This is a genomic window from Nocardia miyunensis NBRC 108239 (assembly GCF_001613065.1).
Classification (GTDB): Bacteria; Actinomycetota; Actinomycetes; order Mycobacteriales; family Mycobacteriaceae; genus Nocardia; species Nocardia miyunensis.
Genome location: NZ_BDBQ01000044.1, coordinates 17,046 through 39,775 on the forward strand (window position 1 = coordinate 17,046; position 22,730 = coordinate 39,775).

Sequence of the window (22,730 nt, forward strand, 5' to 3'; positions counted from 1 at the left end):
CCTCTATCCTGATCGCATCCGGCGCGGTGCCCGAATGTTCGCATCATTGCAACCCTTCCATGGAGTTCGAGTCGAAATGTATGCGGGGCCGGCGAGCATTGTCACTGCACTCACATGGACAGATATTCCGGATGAGATTGTCTCGCAATACAAAATCCTGCTCGGGGAGAGCGAAACCTTGCTCTGCCTGCTGTTCCCGATAACAATCGGCGGCATGTCCGACGCCGCCCGCACCACGCCTCGACGCGCCAGCATCGCCATGCGCATGCTCGATCGTCTGCCCCAGATAGCCGAGCGCATCCTGGCCTCGGGATTGGGCGCGACGCCGGCGGCGGCGGATCTTCCGGACGGGCATTTCCTCGAGGTTCTCCCCGCAATACACGGATGCGCGCACGCCTTTCTGCATTCAGTGGATCAACAGCGTGAATTCACGCACGACGAGGCCGCGCAATTCATCGTCCCGGTGGTGGAACACCATGCGCAGGACCGGCTTCCATTGCGACTGCTGCTCGAGGCGGTACACGCCTCGGCGCGACAGGTATTGCGGGAGGCGGTGGCATCGAGCGATCCGGACGATATGGATCAGCTGGTGGATTTCGGCGATCGCATGCTGTGTCTGCTGATGCACATCAACGCCATCACCGTGGAGTCCTATGCGGAGATGGAACAGACGATCTACCACGCCGAACGCGAGGCGCGCCGAGCACTGTGCCGCGCCCTGCTGCGTGGCCTTCCCCCGGGTGAACTCGCCGTCCGCGCCGGAATCGCGCTCGCCGAACGCTATTCGGTCCTCGCGATCGGACTGCCGCCCGCCGAGCATCCCGCCGCGGCGGCGCATCTGCTCACCCGGCGACGCATCCGGCTGCTGCAACAGACACTCGACAAATCGGCCGGAGTCGCGGTGCTGAACACTTTCGACGGTTCACGCGGAATCATCCTGCTGCCCAGCCGTTCCGCGAACACCGATCACGAACCATCAACGCTGGCAGAAGATCTCGCCGCACAGTTCGGCACCGTTGTCGTGATCGCCGAAATACCCGGCGTCCCACGTGAATCCATACCGGATTCGGCGCAATTGGCAACCGAACTCGCCGCGCTGGCACGACTACTGGGGCGCCCCACCGGCGCGTACCTCCTCGACGATCTACTCCTGGAATACCAGCTCACCCGTCCGGGCGCGGCGCGGGACCGGCTCGCCGAGCGCGTGGCCCCGCTGCTGCGCAGCCCGCATCTGCTGGAAACCCTCGACGCCCACCTGCGGCACGGCTCCGATCGCAAGGCCGCCGCGGCCGAAATCCACGTCCACCCCAATACTTTCAGTTATCGGCTGCGCCGGATCGCCGAACTTACCGGCACCGACCCGAGCGAACCCACCGGTTCCCGACTGCTGTCCGCCGCGCTCATCGTGCACCGCCTGTACCCGCCGCACGAATCCGCCGCCTCCTGAGATCGCGCCGCGATGGGGGCAGCCGATCACCGAACTTCCCGAATCGGACAGCAATTACGCAGCACCTTGGTAGCCAATCGACATAATCCCGCCATACCGTCAATCAATCCCCGAGATCAGGGCATTAGGCGAAGCAATCCGAAAATCAATCGCCCATACGTATAGGCAAATTGTTTGCCAAAAGGTAGCCTTTCGATCGACAGGGCGGCCCCCCGCCTCGTCGACTGGATGTATGCCTAGTACATGGCGGGGAAGCAGGTATTCATGGTTACGAATGGACAGCTCAGGGCGGTTTTGGCGATACTGCACGCCGATACCGACTCCGTCGAGGAGCAGGTCTGGCAGCGGGCGATGGCGAGTGCGGACAGCACCGGCGTCGAACATGCCATGCTGGCGGGGCTGCTGTACCGGGTGATCGGCGCGGACCTGCGGGATTCGCTGGCCACCGCACCCGATGTGGGCAGCCTGGAGGATCGCGCCCGTGCCGCCGGTCCCAGCGCGGTCGCCGTGCGGGGTGAGGATCTCTACGGTCAGGCGCATTTCGAGGCGTACTGGCTCACCGACCGCATCGCCGAACTCTACGGTGATCTGGATTCGGTCCCCCCGCCGCTGGCCGCCGCGGCCTATACCGCCGAGGTCACCCGCACCCTTTTGCGCATCCATCGTGACCTGCTGGAAAGGCCGAGAGCCGATGCCGCACATCCGGGTTGGGAGAGCATTCTGGATCAGCTGGATCGCGCCCGCGCACTGGCCCGCGCGGCGCACGCGGCCGCCGAGACGGTCCCCCAGCACAACATCGGCCGCCCGCCGACCAGACAGGAATTCCCCGCCGCCCGATGACGCACGGCGGCGGGGAATTTCATCTCGCTGCTATCGAAAAGCCTTGCGCAACAATGAATGCCGCACACCATAGGTGAAGTACAGCCCGAACCCGATGATCATCCAGATCACGAATCGCAGCCAGGTCTCCACCGACAGATTCAACATCAGCCAAATGCACGCCAGCACAGCCAGAATCGGAACGACCGGAACCAGCGGCACCCGGAATCCGCGCGGCAGTTCCGGCCGGGTGCGGCGCAGGATCAGCACACCGACCGACACCAGCACGAAGGCGAACAGCGTACCGATGTTGACCATCTCTTCGAGTGTGCCGAACTGCACGAAACCGGCCAGCACCGCGCAGACCACGCCGACGATCACGGTGATCCGCACCGGCGTTCCCTTGTTCCCGGTGTGCGCCAGGCCGCGCGGCAGCAGACCGTCACGCGCCATGGCGTAGAGCACGCGAGTCTGTCCGAGGAACAACACCATCACCACGGTGGTCAGACCGGCCAGCGCGCCGACCGAAATGAGGTTCTTCGCCCAGGTCACCCCGTGCACCGCGAACGCCGTGGCCAGGGTCGCATCCTTCGCGGCCAGGTCGGTATAGGGCACCATGCCGGTCAATACCAGTGAGACCACCACGTACAACACGGTCACGATCGCCAGTGAGCCGAGGATGCCGCGCGGGACGTTGCGTTGCGGATTCTTGGTCTCCTCCGCCGTGGTGGCGACGACGTCGAATCCGATGAACGCGAAGAACACCAGACTGGCCGCGGCCAGCAGCCCGTACCAGCCGAATTCGCTGTTCCCGGCGCCCGTCAGCCAGGAGAACAGCGTCTGGTGGATACCGGATCCGCCGCTGCCCGGCTTCGCCGGCGGGATGAACGGACTCAGATTCGACGCCTTGAAATACCGCAGCCCCACGACGACCACCACGGCGATGACGGCGAGCTTGATCGCCACCGCAACCGCCGACACCCGCGAGGACACCTTCGTGCCGATCGCCAGCAATACCGTGAGCACCGCGATCAACAGCACCGCACCCCAGTCGAAGGACACCGAGCCGAAGTGCGCGATCGGACTGTACGAGCCCATCACCTGGCCCAGATATTGCGACCAGCCCTTGGCCACCACCGAGACGGCCAGGGCGAATTCCAGGATCAGATCCCAGCCGATGATCCACGCGGCCAGCTCACCGAAGGTGGCGTAGGAGAAGGTGTAGGCGCTGCCCGCGACCGGGACCGTCGAGGCGAATTCCGCGTAGCACAGCGCGGTCAGCCCGCAGGCGATCGCGGCGAAGACGAACGCCAACGAGACCGACGGCCCGGCGACGCTGCCCGCGGTCTGCGCGGTGAGGGTGAAGATGCCCGCGCCGACCACCACGGCCACGCCGAAGATGGTCAGATCCCACGCCGTGAGGTCCTTGCGCAGCTTCGAATCCGGTTCGTCGGTGTCGCGGATCGATTGTTCGACCGACTTGGTGCGCAGCAGCGCCGCCCACCGTCCGGCCGGTGCGCCCGAGGCCCTCCGCTGTTCCGGCTCCGGCTGGTCCTGCTCGCCGCGGATACCCAACGTCCCTCCTCCCTGTGCGCCGCCGATGCGACGCGATCACATCACGCCCGAACTTAGCAGAGCCGATGTGACCGAAATCTCCAGGTTGCTGCCATGATGCGGGATCAGTGCGAAAGCTCACCCAGCAGTGCTCGAAAATCCCGGCCCTGCTTGGATGCCGACCACCGCAGATGTCCCAGAAAATAGCTGCGATAAGCGATTTCGGCATTTTCGCGATTCGGCCGAGCCAGTACCGAACAGAAATAGTCTATCTCGGAGAGTTCGTAGTGAATATGCACGAGTGGGAAGATCTCTGGCAGCGCGACACGTTCGCGCTCGGTCATCGGCCGGACTCCGCGGTAGCCGCGCAGGAAGGAACCGAGTTGCCGGGTGTGGATGCGGACCGGCTCGCCGCGGCGCAACGCGAGCCAGTCGATCGCGAAACGCTCGATCGCGGTGGCGATGTCGAAGACCGCTGTGGTGCGATCGGCGAGGCCGAAATCCAGGACCGCGGTGATCTCGTCGTCGTGCCACAGCAGATTCGTGCCGTGCCAATCATTGTGCGTCCACAGCGGTTTCAGGCCCGAGAGGTCGACCGTGCTGGGCGCGGAGGCCGCGCGCAGGTCCGCACGCCAATCACGTTCGGCCAGAAACTCCGCGAGCGCGGGCCGGGCGGCGATATGGCGTTCGACCGCCACGACCGGATCGGTGCACAGGGCCGACTGCAACGGTCGCAGCGGACGCTCGGGTGCGTCGTAATCCTCAGCGGCGCAATGTATCCGGGCGAGCATCGCACCCGCCGCGCCGGCATGCTCGCACGACAGATACGGCGACCAGGAGAACGCGTCCCGGTACCGGTCGGCTCCCGCACCCGGTACCTGGAATTCGTAACTGAACTCCGCGCCCGTGTACGACCACACCTCTGGTACTGGAATACCCTGTGCCCGAACATGATCCATGAACGCGTGTTCCTCGGCGAGCGCATCGGCCGCACGCAGCGCCACCGGAACCCGCTTCACCACCTGCCGCGTGCGGTCGGCGAATCGAACGAGGGCGGTCGTCGAAAGCGGACGCGGACTATGCCATTCGATCGCTATACCTTCGGCCTCCGCTTCGCTCCGGCAGTCCGCGGCCCCCCTTTTTACTTCCACCGGTCTGTCGCTGGGCTTCTCCGCTCGATCAGACCAGGATCGCCCCTCGACACTGCCCAATTCCGCTGCGGCGGGCCACGGCCACCCAAGAGCCGATTCTTCCCTCCCCCGCTTCGCTCCTCCGCTCCGCTCGGTCCGGAATCCACCCGGGCCGCCAGGTTTCGGCATTGCCCGAGGTGGGTGGGGTCCAAAATGCCCCGGCGCCGCATCGTCGGGATGGCCGTCCCACGAATTACCCTCCCGCAGAACGTTGTTGATCTCCTCCGTGGTCAGCGGCGGCCAGTCGGGCTCGGCGATGGGGGACGTCCCCATCCCGAAGACCCGATGATCGCCGCCTTCACGCACGGGCGAACCGGCGTTCGGCGAGCACCAGCACACCGGTGGCCAGGCCCGCGACGACGAAGGAGAACAGCGATGCCGACGACCACCAGCCCGGGTGCACGTCCAGGGCGTTCTGCGCGTGTGTCCACAGCCGGGCCCACCAGGCGATGGATCCGGGATTGAGCAGCTGGTAGACGGCGAATCCCAGCAGCCACGGCAGCAGCATCAGCGGCCGGGCGGGGGCGCGATCGTCCAGATTCCAACCGCGACGGCCACGGCCGAAGAAGTAGTCCACCACCAGCACCGCGCACAGCGGGACGAACACCGAGCCGATCAGCAGCAGGAAATTCGAGAACCCGGTGAAGTCGTGCACGCCCAGCGCCAGTACGGTCGCCAGCGCGCCGACCGCGCCCGCAAGTATCCGGCGGTCCACCCGGGGCAGCAGATTCTGCAACGACATCGCCGTGGAGTACACGTTGGCGAAGGACTGATCCGATTCGCGCAGCACCAGAATCGCGAAGAACACCCAACCCGCCGCGACGCCCAGGAAGGTGTCGAAGATCCGGTCCGGATTGCCGCCCACCTGGATCAGCGCGACAACGCCCAGCAGATAACACCAGGTCTGAGCCACCGAATAGCCGAGCATCGCAGCACCCGAGGCCGCGCGTGCGGACCGCGCGTGCCGGGTGTAGTCCGCGGCCAGCGGCACGAAGGACACCGCCACGGCCAACGCGGTGTCCACCCCGGGGAAGAATCCGCTCCACGACGTCCCGTGCACCGTCGGCAGCGGATTGCGCAGCAGCTGCGCGGTGAAGTACAGCATCGAAATCGCCACGGCCACAGTCACATACCGACGCAGAATATGCAGCACCCGCAGCGGCCAGATCGACATCGCGGTACACAGCACACCCGCCGCGATGATCACCGGCGCATGCGCGACCCGGCCGTGGGTGAGTGCCAGAACTCCACCCGCGATGACCGTCAGCTCGTACACGCCCCATCCGATGCACTGCACGATATTGGCGACGGTCGGCAGATAGGACAGCCGCGTCCCGAACAGTCCGCGGAAATTCGCCATGGCCGGTGCACCCGTGCGCGCGCCGACCGCACCGGCGGCGACGACCATCGCGGTACCGAGCACGGTCCCCAGAATCGTCGCCAGCAACGCCCCGAGGATCGGCAACTGCGGATGCCCGGCGGGCTGCAATACGTACACCGCCCCGGTGAACCCGATGAGGCTCACCCCGAGATTGGCCCAGAAGGCGGTTTGATCGGCAAAAGACAGGCTGCGCGGCGGCTCGGTCGTCAGCACCAACGGCGCCTCATCGTTCCGGCGCCGTGGTCGGATGATCGTCATAGCCTGTCCGATGCTACGGCCCGTGCACCGCCGCCGTGGCACCCGATGTCGTGCGGACACCGCTCCGCAGCTGGTGGCGACGTCCTTTCCGGTTATCGAGATGGCTACCGCCCGGGCGGGCTTCACCTATCCGACGGGGGTTCGGTGGGGCCGGTCGACAGCAGGTAACCTCTTACCGGATGGTTAGTGTCACGGCCTCCGTACGTCAGCAGCCCGCCACCCGCCGCATGCGGCGTGTCGCCTGGCTGGCTCCGCCGACCCTGCTCACGGTGTCGGCGCTATGGCTGATCTTTCCGTCGTGGCCGCTGAAGCCGATCAGTCGTGGATTCATCGACCTGCAGGTGTATCGGCTCGGGGTGCAGGCCGCCATGCACGGGGTCGACATGTACGGGTCGCTGCCCAAGACGACGCTGGACATCAGCTTGCCCTTCATCTATCCGCCGTTCGCGGCCATCGCGCTGGGCCCGTTCGCGCTGCTGCCGTGGGACGCCGCGCACATCACTTTCTTCATCGTCTCGACGCTGGCGATGGCGGTCACGATCTACCTCGCCGCACGACGCCTATGGGGTTACGGCGGCACCGAACTGGTGTTGTGGGCGGCGGCATGCGCTGCGCCCCTGGGCATGCTGCTCGAACCGATCCATTCGACGCTGGACTTCGGCCAGGTCAACCTGATCCTGATGGTGCTCGTCGCCGCCGACTGCCTGACCGAGCGTCCCAAGTGGAAACGCGGCATCGGCGTCGGGCTCGCGGCCGCGATCAAACTCACTCCGGCCGCGTTCGTCCTCTACTTCCTGGTCCGCCGTGACTACAAGGCCGCGATCACCGCCGCGATCACCGGTGCCGTGGCCAGTGCGCTGGCCTTCGCGCTCATGCCGAAAGAGTCGATGCGGTACTGGTTCGGCGGTATGGGCAACGTGTCCGGGCTCAGCGGTTCGGCCTTCCACACCAATCAGTCGATCCAGGGCGTGCTGGCCCGACTCCGAGTGCCGGAACCGGCCTTCACCTGTCTGTGGCTGGTGCTGAGTCTGGTCCTGCTGGTCCTGGTCGTCGCGGCCATGCGCCGTGCGAATGACAATCCGCCGCTGGCGATGTCGTTCAACGCGGTCTTCACCCTCCTGGTCTCCCCCATCTCCTGGTCGCACCACTGGGTATGGATCGCGCCCGCCCTGCTCGCCGCCGTCGGCGCGGCCACCAGACTCCCGCTTCGCGCGGCTCTCGTCTGGTACGCCGTGATCCTCGGCACCGCCGTGATCTTCGTGATCGGCCCCCAGAACCAACTCCCCGGCGACAACAACCGCGAATTCGCTTGGACCGCATGGCAACACGTCTACGGCGACACGTACGTCTGGTTGAGCGTGCTACTCGTCGCGTGGTACGTCCTGGTCACCCCGCGCAACCCCGATCCGCTGCTGCCCACCTCGATACGCGGCTTGCGTTCCCGGGTTTCGTCCGCGGCCCGAGCCGAATCATTCATCTGATCAGAGTTTTCGGAACGCCCGGGCGATCAGTCGGTTCAACGTCGTAACGACCGTCTGTTGGTCGTTCGAAAACGACCTTGCCGCAGCGAGATCCGCAGTCGAAGGTCGCATGCGGAGGCGAGTTTCCGACCCACTGAGTTCTTTGACCGCAGCGGCATCGAGGCGAGACTACGTCGATGTCCGGGCTGCGCTGTGAGCAGCTTCGGGTAGCCCGGACGGCTTGTCCGGGCTCTCGGTCCGGACCCCGATCGGCTGCCGATCGAGAGCTGCGGATCGTCGCAATCAGGTGGTCGTCTCGGTGGATTGTGTTGCGGTGAGGGCGGGCAGGATCAGTTGGGCGGTGGTCAGGTCTTGTAGGGCAAGGCCGACGGATTCGAAGAGAGTGATGTCGGTGGGAGTGCGGCGGCCCAGGTGCGGGTTGGTAATTATGTGACCCAGTTCGGTGTGGGTGTCGGCTTCGGTGATGGCGTGGTCGGCTATGGCCAGGCGAACTGCGCCGGATTTCGCTATGGCAGTGAGGTGACTGTCTACGATCAGGCGGGCGCGTTTCATTCCGTAGGAGTCGATTTCGCGATGGTCGGGGCGGGGTGGAGCGCCTACGGCGTTGATGTGCTGGCCGGGACGGAACCAGTGGCCCGAGACGAGGGGTTCGCGGGAGGGGGTCAGGGTGCAGACGATATCGGATCGCTCGAAGACCGATTCGGGAGAGTCGACCGAGCGGGTGGGGATGCCGAGGGGTTCGGTTTTCGTGCGGAAGGTCTCGAACGTTTCGGTGGTGCGGGACCAGACGACGATTTCGCTGAGGGGGCGGACGTCTGCGATCGCGTGGACGTGTTCGATCGCGAGGTTTCCCGCTCCGACCAGTCCGAGTACCGAAGCATCTTCCGGTGCAAGGTATTTCGTGGCGACCGCGCTGGTTGCGGCGGTGCGCATCGCGGTGATGGCGCGGCCGTCGAGTATCGCGACGCATTCGCCGGTGATCGCGGACGTGATGATGACGGTCGATCGCTGGACCGGTAGGCCGCGATCGCGATTCGACGGGAGATCGGTGAGGAGTTTCACCGCGACATGGTCGCCCGCAACCGCGACCATGGGTAACGCAGATCCGTTGTCAGGCAGGGAAAGAGCCTGTGGAGCCGGGTTCTGGAATCGTCCGGCGGCCAGTTCGGCGTGCGCGGATTCCATGGCTTGCCGCACCGCGCGCCGGTCCAGCAGCGCGACGATGTCGGAGTGGTCGAATACCAGGGGCATGGGTTACCGGTCCGCCGTGGCGAGTTCGACGGCGTCGACGATGCTCGTGTCGACGAGTTCGGCGAATGGAGGCTCGGATCGAATCATCCCCTCCTGCTTCAGGATTCGCATCCAACGATCGGTCGCCGCCGCGTCGATTCGCGTGGTCTCCCAGGTTCGTGACCGTTTGATGCGCTCACAGGCCCGAAGCAGTGTGGGTGTCGCGATGCCCGGCCAGTGAGCGGTCAGCAGTGGTTCGAGTTCGGCGAGGCCGGTCGTCCGCAATCGCCGCATGGCTTCGCCCAGTGCGACGGTGAATCGGACGAGCCGGTCGGAGAGTTCCTCGACGCGGTCGGTGCGGCAGTAGTAGACGCTGTTGGGGCCGATACCACCGACCTCGGTGTAATCGATCGCCGTGACTCCGGTTCCCTTGTCCTGCATCACTTGTGCGGTCGTGCTGTCCAGGACGATCGCGTCGCCGAGCCCGGCCTCGAACAGTTCGACGAACATCGGCGTGGACAGGTCCCGCAGGAAGGTGATGCCCGCGGGATCGACTCCGGCCTCGCGGATCAGGCCCGCGGTGAACGCGTAGGGTGCGCTGCCGCCGATGCCCGGTGCGAGGACGGTGCGGCCGGTCAGATCCGCCCAGGAGAAGCCCTCGATCCGCTCCCGGGTTACCAGCGCCTTGGGGAACTGATGGTTCACCTGGGCGAATACGGTCAGTTCTCGCGGTGTCCCCCAGTACATTCCGGGCACCCACAGTCCGCCCAGGGCGATATCCGCCGCACCGCCGGCCAGATCGTCGAGCACGCCGGTCCACGGATCTTTCGCCGTCGCAACGACTTTCAAATCACGATCGGCGAAAAGCCCCAGGTGGTCGGCGAAGTACTGCGGCAGATAGTTCAGGCCGTGCGCGGTGGCGGATATCGTCAGGTCGAGCATCGGTGGGCCTCCTTGTGAGTGGGCGGGTTATGCGAGAGACGGTTCGGTGACGACTTCCAGGGATTTGCCGAAGGTTTCGGGGCCGAAGCGCGCGGCCACGACCAGCAGCGCGTACATGACGGCGATCATCGCGAATACCCCTGCCACACCGGCCAGGTCGAAGAAGAACAAGGCCGCGAACGGCATCACCGCCCCGGCGACGTTGCCGATGCCGTTGACCACCGACGCGCCCATGGCGCGAATGGAGGTCGGGAACAGCTCCGGCGACCACACCGACAGCATCGTGTTCAACATCATCGTGAAGAACTGAAAGATCATGCCCAACACCAGGATCAGCGCCGTCGAGTGCGCGAAGACCGCGAAGGCGATCGCGGAGACGCAGCCCAGCACCGCGGCCGCGCTCACCGTGAACCGCCGCGGAACCCGTCCGGCCAGATACGAGGCGGCGCACGCGCCGAGCAGACTGCCGATATTCATGATCATGGTGAAGGCCAGCGAGTCCGACAGCGAATATCCTCTCGACTGCAACAGGATCGGCATCAGGAACAGCAGCGTCACCTGCGCGCCGAACGACATCCACGACGCCGCCCCGATGGCCGCGGTACGACGCAGATTCCGGCCCCGGAAGACCTCGAGGTAGGACGTGCCGCTGGCGGGTATCGCATCGGCCGCGGTCACGAAATGCCCTGCGGGACCGGGGTTCCGCAGTCCGGATACGGTACCGCTGGCCAACCGCGTCAAGCTGACGTTCGCGTCGTCGACCCGGCCCTTGGACAGCAGGAACCGTGGCGACTCGGGCAGATACCGGCGGAAGAACACCACGAGAACCGCAGGCACAGCGAGGATTACGTACGCCCAGCGCCACGAGCTGTGATCCCCGCCGAGGGCGCCGTTGAGGGGCCCGAGCACCAGCAGGAAGAAGCCGAACGAGGCGATGTTCCCGACGCCACCCGAGGAGACGTTCAGCGTCGCCAGCAACGATCCGCGATGACGCGTGGCGACCAGTTCGGCGAGAATCGCCAGCCCGACGGTGAATTCGCCGCCCAGCCCGATCCCGACGATCGCTCGGCTGGCCAACAGCATCTCGTAGTTCACCGCCGCGGCACTGATGAGCCCGCCCAGGGTGTAGACCAGCAGATTCAGGCTCAGCGCGGCGCGGCGTCCCCACCGGTCGGCGATGTACCCGCCGATCAGCCGCCCGACGAGGCCGCCGACCACGGTGACCGTGTTGATGAGGGTGAGCTGGGCGTTGCCGATGCCGAAGGACTCCTTCAGCAGCGTGCCCATGGCTCCGGTCGAGTTCTGTTCCAATGAGTCGAAGAACAGCCCGGCCATCAGCAGTGCTATGACGATCGCTTGGACTCGGCCGAAGCCGATGCGATCCAGCGTCTCGGACAAGGCGGAGGACACAGGCTGGACGGCCGGAGATGCGGACGAGGTGGGCGCGGTAGCGACTGGGGAAGGTTTGCCAGGCAGCGTGAGGGACATGTCGGAACTCCGAACACAGGGAGTGTGGCACCGACACCGGTTGTGTCGGCGAGCCGACTTCGCAGCGGAACTGGAATCGAACTGCCTCTAGTTGTATACAGTCCTAGTGACAAAATTGTTTCTCCACTGCTACTTCACGTTAAGTAACCGATATATCCCTCTGTACTGTATACCATCTGAGCGGGTGGCTACCGATCGAACTCGGCGGTGAAGAACCGTTCGTCGCGCCGCAGATGCTCATCCATGAGGTAACCCGCCTGTGCGACAGCGCCATTGAGGATCGCGATCGCCACCGCGCGGTGATCCGTGATGGAGGTCTCGCGGTCGTGACCCAGCCCCCACTGCACCCGCTCGCTGAGGCTGGCGAGCATCTCCCGCAGATGCCCGTTACCGGCGGCGATCGCGATCAGCTCGTGCAGCGAGGGTCCAGCGCTCGCCACCTCCCCCGAGAGGTCGTCGGCGATCTCGCGCAACTCCCCCGCGACCGTGCCGCCCCGATTCTCCGCAGCCAGCTGAGCTGCGAAAACCTCGAGCCCCCGCCGCACCTGAAGCAACTCACGGCCGTCGTGGAGCAGTGACTCCGAGACCGTCGCGCCCCGATGCCGCACGATCGTGACGAAACCCTCGGACTGCAAACGAGCGAGCGCCTCGCGCACCGGAATCCGCGACACCCCGTACCGCTTGGCTATCGTCCCCTCGACCAGCCGCTCCCCGGCCGACAACCGACCGGCAAGGATCTCCGCGCGCAACGCCCGAGCGATCGCATCCCCCGACGAATCCTCGGCCGAATCTGCCATCCCCGCAGCATAAGCGGCTCTCGCCGGTGGGCCGCGCGGAGGTGCCGGTGGTGTGCCCTGTCACAACGGATCCGCAGGTCCGAGTCTCCGCCGCCTCCGGGTGCGGAAAGCCATTGTCCGGCAATAATTGCCGCAGTCGTGCTCACAAGCGTTCGAGGCCGTGCGCAGCGGGAGCAACTACTCCGACGCTTCGGCATAGACCTCCGCGGTTGGCCTGAGCTATGGTCGAGCACATGAGCGGGAGCGGGGGACCGTCCGGAGTAGGTCAGAACCTGTCGGTTGTTCCAGAGGATGTACAGGCAGTCGGCCGATACGCATACGACATCGCTGACACGATGAAACAGGCCCTGGCCTCCGCCGCTCGCGAGGTCGACCAGTTGCTGTCCTCCAGCTGGAAGGGCGATCTCGCCGATGAGTTCTCGTCGGGCTGGAGCGAAACTCACGACGGCGGCAAGCAACTCCTGCAAGATCTGACCGCGTTGGCAGAAAAACTCGGTGTCACAGCCGACGCCTATCAGTCCACCGATACCTCCAACGCCTCCCACATCTCCAGTCTGGACCTGCCGTGAGTTCGGAGTTCACCGTAGATCTCGAGCAACTCGACCGGATCGTCTCTCGCCTGAGCGGACTGGCCGAATTTCTGCATGATCATCTGAACGAGCTCGACCGCAAGGTTCGTACGCTCTCGGGTGGCAGCTGGGAAAGCAAGGCCGCGAGTGCGTACAACGATGCCCACACAGCCTGGCTGTCCAGCGCCCGCGAGTTCGCCGAGGGCGTCGCGACGATGAGCGACGCCGCACAGAAGGCCCACGGACGCTATACCAATGCGGTCGATGTAAACCGCCGGATCCTGCAGTCCGGGCAGGCATGATCGTCGACTGGCAGGTCTACTACGACGCCGCCAAGAAGTGCCACGACCTCGCCGACGACCTGCGCAGCGCCGATAAACCCATACACCAGGCGGTCAAGGGTCAGTGCGCGGGAATGGCAGGAGACGCGCCGGGCTGCAAGGAGTGGGGCAGGGCATATGACAAATCCGCTCAGCAGACATTGCAGGCATGTTCCAGCCTGGCCAATGCCCTCACCAACTACGGATCAGTCCTGTACGCGATGGGTTACAACTACGGAATCGCGAACAAGAGCAATCCGGCACCGCCGCAACCGAGTGTCGCCCAGGTAGGTGAGTACCAGGTCCAGGTTCCGTCGTCCGTGGCCGACAACGGAATTGGATTCGCGGACCACGGTGGGGTCAAAGCGTTCTTCGACAGACTCGTAGCAAAAGTGTTGTCCGCCTTCGGAAAACTCCCCAACGGAGACGCCACCAAACTCAGCGCAGCCCACACCACCTGGAATACCTTCGCCAACCATGACACGATAACCGATGCCGCTGGCCATATCTCGGCGATCTCGGCCCAGTTCGACCACATGGACGACGCCACCAACCGGCAACTGCTCCAGGACCATTTCACCACCCTGAAGACCAGTGCGGACACCGTCTCCACCGCAGCCAAGGCCATGGCCGGACCGGTCGGCGACTATCACGACGCCACGGTAGCCCTCGGCCATGACACGTCGAGCAAGATAAACACCCTCGAGTTGACTATCGCCGTCACCGCCATCGCCGGCGGCGTAATGGCCCTGTTCAGTCTCGGCACTTCCGCCGCCGCGGCCACTGCCGCGATCGACGCCGATGTGGTCGCCACCGTCGAAGCCATCGAAACCACCTATCAGGCCAGCCGCATGACCAAGGTCATCGGTTTGACCAGCCTGGCCGCCGGTGCGGTCGGCGTCATCGACGCCTTCCACGCCATCCCTGTAGTCGATCTCGACAAGGCCGTGAAGAACCTCGCCGCGATCATCGCCATGAAGGCAATTATCGACGCAGAAGGCACTGGTGACGGCGACAACGCCGAGCTACCCAATGTGCGCGATCCGAAGACATTCGATCCTCAATCACTTACCGGGAAAACTATGGAGGAAGTCGCAAAAGGCATACCGTCCGACTGGACTCAGTCGCCAAGCAAGAGCGGCGACGGAACCGTGTATCGTGATCCGCAAAATTTCGGGCGCCAGATCAGGATCATGCCCGGATACACCGACGGGAACCGACCCAACCCTCTCACCCACGGACCCTATGTTGAGGTGTCACAGAACGGAGGCACAACTAAAGTGCCATTAGCAGGAAATCCAACTCTCGGAGGATCGAAATGAGCTCTGCGATCTACCTGCGGCTGTTACAAGAGGCCATCGACCATCTAGAAATGGACGATGTCGGTATATACGAAATTCTCTGGCTCGCCAGAGGATCTGAATTTAATCTTGACGACGTTACCGCAAAAGAACTGACACGCACTGTCGTAAACCAGCTACTGTCGGACGGCACAGCGCGTCTCATCATCTTAAAATGGCCCACGCACGAGATCACTGTCCAGGAGCCACAGAACGTCGACCTCAATCTAGACAGTATATTCGAACCAAATTCAGATAATGAGTATCTGGGACTGACCGCAGACGATATCCATGATATTAAATCAAACACACCAGGACGGGACGATGGAGCATCCGCGAGAAGAATAGACCCCACGCAATCCAGCCTTGACCTGCCGTGAGGGATAAACTTGAACATTTCCTCCTGTGTGAGTTGTCGGATGACTGGGCACCGATCTTCGCTGCCGCCCAGGGCGATTCGATGAGATGTACAGAGGGAGCTCGAGCTGCTTGCCCGACTGGGATCCGCTTGCGCTCACCGGACGGACCTTCACCGACGACATGCCGGGGCCTGCCGGCGATACGGCCATACGGGCGGATTACCGGAGACGATCCGGCCCGAATCCCGTTGCCGGTCATACCTTTCGGCGAATCACAGGGCATGGCCAGCGACCAAAACCGCAAGGAGCCCGAAGGATTCGCTCGGGTTCCCTCAGTGTCGGTGCGCCGCAACCTGCTCGATTGCGCCACTGGCAGCCGGTGCCCGATCAGTCGGCCACGCCCCAATGCAACACGCGCACGGTGAACAGCACCAACCCCAGCGACACCGTCGCGACCACGACCAGCCCGACCACCGCCACCGCCAGCGGACGCCAGCCCGTGCGGCCGAGTTCACGGAAGTCGGTGTTCAGCCCGACTCCGGCGAAGGTGAGCAGGAACGCCCACTTCGACACGTTGCCCAGATTGGTGAGCTGTGCCTTGTCGATCCAGTGCACTGTCGCCAGCGCGGACACCGCCAGGAAGCCGAGCACGAACTTGGGAAACTTCTCCCACACGAACGCCGCCTTGGCGCGCAGTCCGGGGGCGAGCGCGTCGGCCTCGCCGCGCGCGGCCCAGAACAGGGCGAAGCCCAGCACGACGAACCCGATCAGCGCGTTGCGGGTCGACTTCACCAGCACGGCCACCTTGCCCGCGGCATCGGAGTAGGCATAGCCGGTAGCGGTGGTCTCGGCGGTGTTGTCGACGGCCAGGCCCGCCCACAGCCCGAATTCGTGATCGGTCAGGCCCAGGCCATGGCCGAGCGCGGGCAGTGTGAACAGCGCGACCGCGCCCAGGGTGAGAATGGCCGCGATGGCGTAGCCGACATCGGCATTGCGGGCGCGGATGGTGCCACGCGCGGCGACGATGGCCGAGACACCGCAGATCGAGGTGCCGATCGCCAGCAGTGAGCCGAGCTTGCCGGACAGGTTCAGCAGCCGCGCGACGGTCAGGATGATCGCGCCCGCCACCGTCATATCGATCAGGATCAGCACGAAGCTGGTGCCGCCCAGCTTCGCGACGTCGCCGAGGACGAAGCGGGAACCCAAGGCGACGATGCCCGCCTTCAGCCAGAACTCGTAACTTCCGATACCGGGCTTGAAAATCCGGTGCACGCCAACGGTATTGGCGATGATCAGCCCGAATATGATGGCCCACAGCACGTATTCGATATCGGGAAAGCGCCAGTGGTGATCCTTGACCACGGCGTTCACCCAGATTTCGGTGTACTTGCCGAGCAGGCCGACCGCGATCAGCAGAACGATACCGGGCAGGTAGGCGAGCGGACCCCGGAGCCGCCCGGTTTCCGCTGCCGGAGTAGGTGTTTCGGTGCTCATCGGATCACCACGGAATCTTCGGCAGGACCCCGGCGACCGCGAGCAGCACGAACGCTCCCGCGACGATCACCGCCCACCAGTCCACGCCGATACGCTGGACCACGGACGTTTCCGGGGAGTTCGACCCCGATCCCTCCGGGCTGGACACCGCATCCGGTTCACTCATGGCCGACTCCCTCATCACGGCGACAGCAGCGCACTCCGCTGCGATCAGCAGCAATGGTGAAGGGGACCGCGCTCCCGCAGAAGTGATCGAATCAGCGGGATTCGAAGAGGAGCGGTCCGACGACGAGATTCCCGAGGATGATGACGCGCCCATCGACCACCACCGGCCCAGCATCGACCAACCGCCGAGACCTCGCCGACCTCACTCGAAATCCCCTGCTGCGGAAGCCAACTGGCGAAGGTCATCCACCATCGAAATGAACTTTCCAGTCGTGGTTCAATTCTTCGTCGAGACGAGTTGCGAGGTGTCGACCAAGACGCTTGCTTCCGTCCCGCTTGCGGAGTTCAACCTCCCGACCTGCCGTGAAGTCGCCTGCAATATCGCCAACCACGAAGGGGGTGGGCCTGAAGCTCACCGGGAAGAGTTCCTAACCAATCCCGCCCGATACTGGTCAATACGAACCTTTTCGTCCTGATGCCCGTTCGGCCGGCCCAGAGCAACCGCATCTTTGATGATCGACCAACCGAAAGGCTCGGGAATTCCATTTCCCAGCAGCCGAATACGTCACGTGGCGGGACAGGGATCATGGGCCAGCTGCGGGGCGGGCGGAGACGGCAGTTTGCTGTGGTTGGCGGCGTTCTCGGCAACTTGGTGATTGTAGGCACCGACGACGATCAGGTTCCGGGTCTGCCCACACCCGGTGACAAGCTTCGCGGACACCGAAAACGCCTGCTGGGCAGCCTTGTCGTACGTGCTCGCCCACTGCTGGCCGGTACTGTCCTCACCCGCCACGCACGCAAGCACCATCGAGATAAGCCACCTCGACACATTCCTTCTGCGAACTGCTGCGGCTGGACTTGAACCACTTCGCCCCGGACAGATCGACGCTCATGCTCGTACTCCCTTGCTAGCGAAGGGATTCAAGCACGATCGAAGGTTCCGCCCTGGACTCCCTGAGTAAAAGCGTCCCACTCGGACGGCTCGAAAACCAGGGCTGGACCCGTCGGGTTCTTGGAGTCACGTACCCCCACCATGCCCTCATCGAGATGGGCGACTTCCACGCAATCCTTGGTCGAGCTGCTGCGGCTGGACTTGTACCACTTGGCCCCGGACAGGTCGATGCTCACTCGCCGTACTCCCTTGCTACCGCCAGGATGAACTCCCTGGAATTGCCTTGATCCAACGATACACGGCGAATCTCCGCCAGAGCCCGCTGATAACGCTCGATCTCTTCTGCACGCTCGAGATAGAGGTCCCCTGCGTAGCCCTCCACGTAAATGATCGGCGACTCAGTCGACTTCGAGTGCGGCAATGGCGGAAATTCAATGAAGGTAAACGGACCGGCCAGCAAGCCGACGATGCTGCGCGCATCGAACGGCACCACATAGATCGAAACATTGGGCATCTCAGATACTCCCGCAAGATGGCATGCCTGATTCTTCATCACCCCACGACCTCCTACCTGGCTTCGCAGTACACCCTCCGACAGAAAGATCTCGGCCGTGAAGTCCGGAGCCGCAAGCCGCGCTTGTCGTTTCGTCGCCCACTCGATGCGCTTCTCGATCTCCTCCGCAGGTGCATTCGGAGCCTCCGCCCAGGCGATCGCACGTCGATATTCCGAAGTCTGAAGCAGACCCGGAAGGGTGCTGACCGACCAAGAGGTGATCTGAGCAGCCGCCTCCTCGAGGGCCAGATAGTGATTGAAGTCCTCAGTGAAGTTGTCGAGATAGGCTCGCCACCACCCGGTTTTGCCCTCGCGTGCGGCCCGCGCCTCCCTCGCCAGGTCGAGCACCACGCGTCGCTCATCATCCGACGCGGCGTACGCGTCGCACAGCGCGTTGATCTGGAAGCTGGTGATGCGGGTGTTCTGGCCCTCTTCCAAGCGGCCGATCGACTGGGGAGACAACTCCGCCACCCGCGCTGCCTGGGATTGGCCGATTCCCTTGGCGATTCGGAGTCGGCGGAGTTCGCGACCCATGGCGCGGGAGGCGAGAGTGCTGCTGGTGATGGTCATTTCGTTAGCCTCGCTATCGGATGTGACGGGGATTCTGGAAACCCTCCCGAGGCAGCCTCCGCGATGGCACGGTCCGACAAACTCCCCCGGCCGGAATCCGCCGGAATCGGACCTTTTTCGGTGCGGGACTGCGCCGTTCGAGGGTGTACTGATGACACCCGGCGGACGGAATATCCCCTGATTTGCCGAAACTCCCTCTACAGCAAGTTATATCAGCTCGCGGTCGACGGGCGCATCATTCATCACACAATTGGAGCAGGCCGAGATGTACAACCTTCCGATCACGGATCACAGTCGATTGTCTTCCATGACAATTGAATACGCGCATTCGATTATGCAGGTGCATCTGGAATGTTCCATTGCGAATTGTCCAGTAAAGGCACAGGCCAAGCGGCAGTTGATCGATGCGGGTCGCCTTGTACCTGCCGACGCACCGCATGTCGGGAGTTGAGCCGGTGACCGATAGTAGTGGTACTCCGCCATATCGCATTCCCGAAGAGGCGCGTAGGGACGAGTTCTCGCGGGTCGCCTGGTGTTCCCATCATGAGGTCGACATGATGGCGAAATTGCTGAGTGATCGCGAAATTATCATTCTCGCAGGGCAATTGGAGGCGGTCGCCATGCATCTGGCGTCGCGGGCGGGGGGCGAGAGCGGTGCGCCGCCGGGGCCGATTCTCAGGGCCGAGCGGATAGAGCTTGCCGCGCAGTGGGATTCGGTGACGATCGCCGGGCGGTTCGTTCGCAACACGCTCACTCGATGGCTCTGGGTCGATGCGCTTTTCGATGCCCAGCTCGCGATCTACGAGCTGACCAAGGCGTTCGTATCCGTCGTTCAGGCGGCCGATGCCATCGAGCCGACCCGGATGACGGTCCGGGTACGCGCGGTCTCGACCAGTCGCCTGGTGCTCGAAGTCCACGACTCCCCTGATAATGCCGAAATACTCTCTGCCGCCGACAATCTCATCAGCGAGCGTATACGCAGAACGGCCATCCGATGCGGACTGCATCGAACGAACGGCCGCACAACGGCGTGGTGCGAGCTGGCACGTCCCGAATTCAATCGATGGATTTGAAGGCCGTCGATCATGGACCCGAACTTGTCACAGCCCTCGGGTATGGTCCCCCTCGATCGAGAGATGAGGTTGGTATGACGACACCCGGGTTCCCGCCGAATACGCTTGACGACGAAGGTTTTCCGCTGTGGATCAGCGGCCTGGAGTACGAGGATCCCAACCACTGCGTCCACGTGGTCAAGGGGCTCGAACCGGCCGAGGCGCTCGAGGCGCTCGGCGCGAAGCCGCGCCTGTTCCGGCCCTGCGAACTGCCGGACCACAAACCGGACCGCATGTCCCTCCCGCAGGCGGCGCTCGGGGAGGCGCGAGGCGACGCCGCAGCAGCCCTGCTGGCAGGCCGGATCGGCGAATGGACCTTCGTCTACGACGATTTCGGCGCAACGGAGGACCCGACGGACCTCTCCGCCGACGGCCGAATCGCCGCCATGAGCTACTTCTCCATCAACGCCGACGCAAGCCTCACGTACTGCGCCGATGGCACCCAACTCGCCTGGATCAACGTCGACGACCTCGAACTCGAAACCGACCTCGCCGACCTGCCGCCCGACCTCCGCGCCGCATTCGAGGCCGCGGGCACAGTCGAATTCGACTACCTCGACCCCGGCGAAGCCGACTTCGCCATCTGCATGCGCGCCATCAGCGCCCTCGCAGGCATCTACACCCTCGACGACCTACGCCGAATCCCGCTACTGATAACACCTTTCGGCTGAACCACGACCGACCCGGCATTCGAACCGCGACCGATCCTGCACTTCTGCAACAACTTTCCCGAACACGAACGTCATCAGCCGCCTGAAGTTGCGGCAAGGTCGGATCCACCGGATTTGCTATCGTCCGCCCAAGGCCCGAGGCGACGTACCCCTCGCGGACACGCCGCCGCGATCTCGACAACAGTCACCCCGATACCACTGGGTTCTCCATCGCGGCGGCCCGGCGACCCCGCTGGGAATGACCCGCCGATAGCTGTAGCCGATCCCACGATCGAAGCGCACGACGACGCGGGCGGGGTGACTGGTCGAGACCTGGTCGTATGCCCGGTGCCACCGTTACCGGGACGCAGTTCAGGTTCCGTTCGGAAACTGATCATCTGCCCACAATCTCGCCCTGGCAGCTTGGCGAGGTGCACGCTGTGGCGAAGACTGAGTCGACACGGGTGGTCGAGCGGTTTCACCGGGCCTGTGAGGTGGTGGTCGCGCGGCTGCCATTCGGGCTGAATGCTGTTGTGGCACCGACACTTCTGGGGTTCGCGGTGATCAACAGCGGGACCTTCGGGATCGATCTGCTGTTGCTGACGCTGCTGCGGAGCGGGTTCGGGTGGCCGGTGCCGGTCGCGGTCACCGTGGCGTACGGGTGCGCGTTCGGGGTGAGTTACGTGCTGAACCGGACGCTGAATTTTCGCTCGCATTCGGCGGTGGGGCCGCAGCTCGCGGTGTACATCGGCGCGGTTGTCGTGAACTATCTGGTGTTCATCCTCGGGGTTTCGGCAGCGCTATCGGCCCTGGGTGTCGAGTACCACTTGGCCCGCATCGCCTCCGGCGCGTGCGAGGCCGCGTTCATGTACTGCGCCATGCGTTGGGTGGTGTTCCGCCGCGCGCAATGAGCACATTCGATTCGACCGCCCGATGCCACGGAGCATCGGCAGATCGTGCGCAACGCCGCGCACAGGAATCGAGTCCGGTCGAGCAGCCCGGACTCAGAGCTGCTCTGCCGCCTCGTGCAGCATCTGGCGGGAACGATCGGGTGTCTCGGCCTGGACACTGATCCGGTCCATCACCCGGCGGTAGTTCTCCAGGTCGTTCTGGCGGTCCAGATACAGCGAACTCGTCAGTTGCTCGGAGTAGACCATGTCCGGGAGTTCGTCCTCGGCGAAGCGCAGCATGGTGAACGAGCCACTCAGGGCCGCGTGCCCGCCCGCGGAATACGGCAGCACCTGGATGGTGACGCGGAGGTGGTCGCACATCCGCACCAGATGTTCGAGCTGGGCGCGCAGCACGGTCGCACCGCCGATCGGGCGATGCAGCACCGACTCGTCCAGGACGGCCCACAGCGTCGGGCCGCTCTCGCGATCGAGCAGCTCCTGACGACGTCTGCGCAGCTCCACGCGGCGAGTCGCCTCGACGTTCTCATGCCCGAGCGCGACTACCGCGCGGGCGTACGCCTCGGTCTGCAACAGACCCGGCACCAACTGCGCCTCGAAGGTCCGGATGGACAGCGCCGCATGCTCGAGCCCGAGATAGGTCTCGAACCAGGCAGGCATCAGATCGCCGTAGCGATGCCACCAGCCGGGCTCGTTGGCGCGGCGGACCAGTTCGAGGAACGACTGCACCTCGACCGGATCGCGTACCCCGTACATATTCAGCAGATCCCGGACGTCGCGTTCCTTGAAACCCGTACGCCCCAGCTCGAGCCGACTGATCTTGGCATGCGAACCGCGAATGCGGTCCCCGGCCTGCTCGGGACTGATACCGGCCGCGATGCGCAGTTTGCGCAACTGTCCGCCGACCACGATCCGCAGTGCGGTCGGGCCGCGGTCGGCCACGATATTGTCCGAGCCCGAGATCCGGAAGAACTCTGCGGCCATGAATCTGCTCCGATAGTCGAGGTCCGGCGAAGGCGCGGAAGCGAGCCCGTTCGTCACGAAGTGCAGCGCGCCGGAGTCCATGTTATCGCCCGGCAATGGGACGAGTCGAATCTCCCCGCGCTCCCGGCGATCGTGTCCTATGGTGATCGCAAGGTGGCGAACGGTGTCCGACCGGTCGGTTCCGACCTCGCAGGGCACTCCGGAACAATCGATGAACATGACGCCCA

25 protein-coding genes are annotated in these 22,730 nt (G+C 64.3%); 11 read left to right on the top strand and 14 right to left on the bottom strand.

Annotated features, from left to right (window positions below):
• Nucleotides 1-214 precede the first annotated feature (214 nt).
• Nucleotides 215-1,447, top strand: a complete 1,233-nt coding sequence (locus NM2_RS18670) for a PucR family transcriptional regulator (protein ID WP_067670527.1) — start codon at nt 215-217, stop codon at nt 1,445-1,447.
• Between the two features lie 264 nt (nt 1,448-1,711).
• Complete coding sequence (locus NM2_RS18675) at nt 1,712-2,287, top strand: hypothetical protein (protein ID WP_157121164.1); 576 nt, start codon at nt 1,712-1,714, stop codon at nt 2,285-2,287.
• Between the two features lie 30 nt (nt 2,288-2,317).
• Here the strand turns inward: NM2_RS18675 and NM2_RS18680 are convergent, their stop codons facing one another.
• The 3 genes from NM2_RS18680 to NM2_RS18690 all read right to left on the bottom strand — a co-directional run bounded on the left by NM2_RS18680 (nt 2,318) and on the right by NM2_RS18690 (nt 6,649).
• Nucleotides 2,318-3,760, bottom strand: a complete 1,443-nt coding sequence (locus tag NM2_RS18680) for an amino acid permease (protein ID WP_067670529.1) — start codon at nt 3,758-3,760, stop codon at nt 2,318-2,320.
• A 185-nt stretch (nt 3,761-3,945) separates the two neighbouring features.
• A complete protein-coding gene (locus NM2_RS47580) occupies nt 3,946-5,283 on the bottom strand; it encodes a phosphotransferase enzyme family protein (protein WP_157121165.1) in 1,338 nt (445 codons plus the stop codon).
• Between the two features lie 25 nt (nt 5,284-5,308).
• Nucleotides 5,309-6,649, bottom strand: coding sequence for a purine-cytosine permease family protein (locus tag NM2_RS18690; protein ID WP_067670317.1), 1,341 nt, complete (start codon nt 6,647-6,649; stop codon nt 5,309-5,311).
• Nucleotides 6,650-6,828: 179 nt separating this feature from the next.
• On the opposite strand from NM2_RS18690, the gene NM2_RS18695 reads away from it, so the two are divergent.
• Nucleotides 6,829-8,130, top strand: coding sequence for a glycosyltransferase 87 family protein (locus NM2_RS18695; protein WP_084531227.1), 1,302 nt, complete (start codon nt 6,829-6,831; stop codon nt 8,128-8,130).
• Between the two features lie 282 nt (nt 8,131-8,412).
• Here the strand turns inward: NM2_RS18695 and NM2_RS18700 are convergent, their stop codons facing one another.
• The 4 genes from NM2_RS18700 to NM2_RS18715 all read right to left on the bottom strand — a co-directional run bounded on the left by NM2_RS18700 (nt 8,413) and on the right by NM2_RS18715 (nt 12,587).
• A complete protein-coding gene (locus NM2_RS18700) occupies nt 8,413-9,381 on the bottom strand; it encodes an ornithine cyclodeaminase family protein (RefSeq protein ID WP_067670319.1) in 969 nt (322 codons plus the stop codon).
• 3 nt (nt 9,382-9,384) lie between these two features.
• The gene (locus NM2_RS18705) at nt 9,385-10,302 is read right to left on the bottom strand and encodes an ABC transporter substrate-binding protein (protein ID WP_067670321.1); all 918 of its coding nucleotides are present in this window, start codon (nt 10,300-10,302) and stop codon (nt 9,385-9,387) included.
• Between the two features lie 27 nt (nt 10,303-10,329).
• On the bottom strand, nt 10,330-11,712 hold the full coding sequence (locus NM2_RS18710; protein WP_245718102.1) for an MFS transporter: 1,383 nt from the start codon (nt 11,710-11,712) through the stop codon (nt 10,330-10,332).
• A gap of 266 nt (nt 11,713-11,978) precedes the next feature.
• On the bottom strand, nt 11,979-12,587 hold the full coding sequence (locus tag NM2_RS18715) for a GntR family transcriptional regulator (RefSeq protein ID WP_067670323.1): 609 nt from the start codon (nt 12,585-12,587) through the stop codon (nt 11,979-11,981).
• 233 nt (nt 12,588-12,820) lie between these two features.
• Between NM2_RS18715 and NM2_RS18720 the strand changes: the two genes are divergently transcribed.
• Genes NM2_RS18720 through NM2_RS49105 form a run of 4 tightly spaced genes read left to right on the top strand, consistent with a single transcriptional unit; the run spans nt 12,821 to nt 15,196 of the window.
• Complete coding sequence (locus NM2_RS18720) at nt 12,821-13,156, top strand: WXG100 family type VII secretion target (protein ID WP_067670531.1); 336 nt, start codon at nt 12,821-12,823, stop codon at nt 13,154-13,156.
• Nucleotides 13,153-13,458, top strand: a complete 306-nt coding sequence (locus NM2_RS18725; protein WP_067670325.1) for a WXG100 family type VII secretion target — start codon at nt 13,153-13,155, stop codon at nt 13,456-13,458. Before NM2_RS18720 ends, NM2_RS18725 begins: the two co-directional genes overlap by 4 nt.
• A complete protein-coding gene (locus NM2_RS18730) occupies nt 13,455-14,798 on the top strand; it encodes a hypothetical protein (RefSeq protein ID WP_067670327.1) in 1,344 nt (447 codons plus the stop codon). Before NM2_RS18725 ends, NM2_RS18730 begins: the two co-directional genes overlap by 4 nt.
• Entirely contained in the window at nt 14,795-15,196 is a 402-nt protein-coding gene (locus NM2_RS49105) for a hypothetical protein (protein WP_157121166.1), read from the top strand. The genes NM2_RS18730 and NM2_RS49105 overlap by 4 nt, the downstream gene beginning before the upstream one ends.
• 366 nt (nt 15,197-15,562) lie before the next feature.
• Here NM2_RS49105 and NM2_RS18735 read toward each other — a convergent pair whose 3' ends face one another.
• Together NM2_RS18735 and NM2_RS50235 are read right to left on the bottom strand one after the other, a co-directional pair.
• The gene (locus NM2_RS18735) at nt 15,563-16,669 is read right to left on the bottom strand and encodes a YeiH family protein (RefSeq protein ID WP_067670329.1); all 1,107 of its coding nucleotides are present in this window, start codon (nt 16,667-16,669) and stop codon (nt 15,563-15,565) included.
• 4 nt (nt 16,670-16,673) lie between these two features.
• On the bottom strand, nt 16,674-16,835 hold the full coding sequence (locus tag NM2_RS50235; RefSeq protein WP_169816192.1) for a hypothetical protein: 162 nt from the start codon (nt 16,833-16,835) through the stop codon (nt 16,674-16,676).
• Between NM2_RS50235 and NM2_RS49110 the strand changes: the two genes are divergently transcribed.
• Nucleotides 16,834-17,310 carry a hypothetical protein gene (locus tag NM2_RS49110; protein ID WP_157121167.1) on the top strand — a complete coding sequence of 159 codons (477 nt, stop codon included), beginning with the start codon at nt 16,834-16,836 and terminating at the stop codon, nt 17,308-17,310. The two genes, NM2_RS50235 and NM2_RS49110, sit on opposite strands and share 2 nt — an antisense overlap.
• An 89-nt stretch (nt 17,311-17,399) precedes the next feature.
• Here the strand turns inward: NM2_RS49110 and NM2_RS18745 are convergent, their stop codons facing one another.
• From NM2_RS18745 to NM2_RS18755, 4 genes are read right to left on the bottom strand one after another with little or no spacing between them, the layout of a single operon-like run.
• Nucleotides 17,400-17,642 carry a hypothetical protein gene (locus NM2_RS18745; RefSeq protein WP_067670332.1) on the bottom strand — a complete coding sequence of 81 codons (243 nt, stop codon included), beginning with the start codon at nt 17,640-17,642 and terminating at the stop codon, nt 17,400-17,402.
• Nucleotides 17,617-17,727: a DUF397 domain-containing protein gene (locus NM2_RS47585; RefSeq protein WP_084531231.1), complete on the bottom strand. Its 111-nt coding sequence runs from the start codon at nt 17,725-17,727 to the stop codon at nt 17,617-17,619. Before NM2_RS47585 ends, NM2_RS18745 begins: the two co-directional genes overlap by 26 nt.
• 28 nt (nt 17,728-17,755) lie before the next feature.
• Nucleotides 17,756-17,962 (bottom strand): DUF397 domain-containing protein, encoded by a 207-nt coding sequence (locus tag NM2_RS18750; protein ID WP_067670333.1) that lies wholly within the window; start codon nt 17,960-17,962, stop codon nt 17,756-17,758.
• A complete protein-coding gene (locus NM2_RS18755; protein ID WP_084531233.1) occupies nt 17,959-18,849 on the bottom strand; it encodes a helix-turn-helix domain-containing protein in 891 nt (296 codons plus the stop codon). The genes NM2_RS18750 and NM2_RS18755 overlap by 4 nt, the downstream gene beginning before the upstream one ends.
• Before the next feature lie 554 nt (nt 18,850-19,403).
• On the opposite strand from NM2_RS18755, the gene NM2_RS18760 reads away from it, so the two are divergent.
• From NM2_RS18760 to NM2_RS18770, 3 genes are all read left to right on the top strand, one after another.
• The gene (locus NM2_RS18760; protein WP_067670334.1) at nt 19,404-19,922 is read left to right on the top strand and encodes a hypothetical protein; all 519 of its coding nucleotides are present in this window, start codon (nt 19,404-19,406) and stop codon (nt 19,920-19,922) included.
• 74 nt (nt 19,923-19,996) lie between these two features.
• Complete coding sequence (locus NM2_RS18765; protein WP_067670336.1) at nt 19,997-20,632, top strand: DUF6461 domain-containing protein; 636 nt, start codon at nt 19,997-19,999, stop codon at nt 20,630-20,632.
• A 419-nt stretch (nt 20,633-21,051) separates the two neighbouring features.
• A complete protein-coding gene (locus NM2_RS18770) occupies nt 21,052-21,522 on the top strand; it encodes a GtrA family protein (protein ID WP_245718103.1) in 471 nt (156 codons plus the stop codon).
• A gap of 93 nt (nt 21,523-21,615) precedes the next feature.
• Here NM2_RS18770 and NM2_RS18775 read toward each other — a convergent pair whose 3' ends face one another.
• Nucleotides 21,616-22,503, bottom strand: coding sequence for a Sco1979 family transcriptional regulator (locus tag NM2_RS18775; protein WP_067670538.1), 888 nt, complete (start codon nt 22,501-22,503; stop codon nt 21,616-21,618).
• Nucleotides 22,504-22,730: the final 227 nt, after the last annotated feature.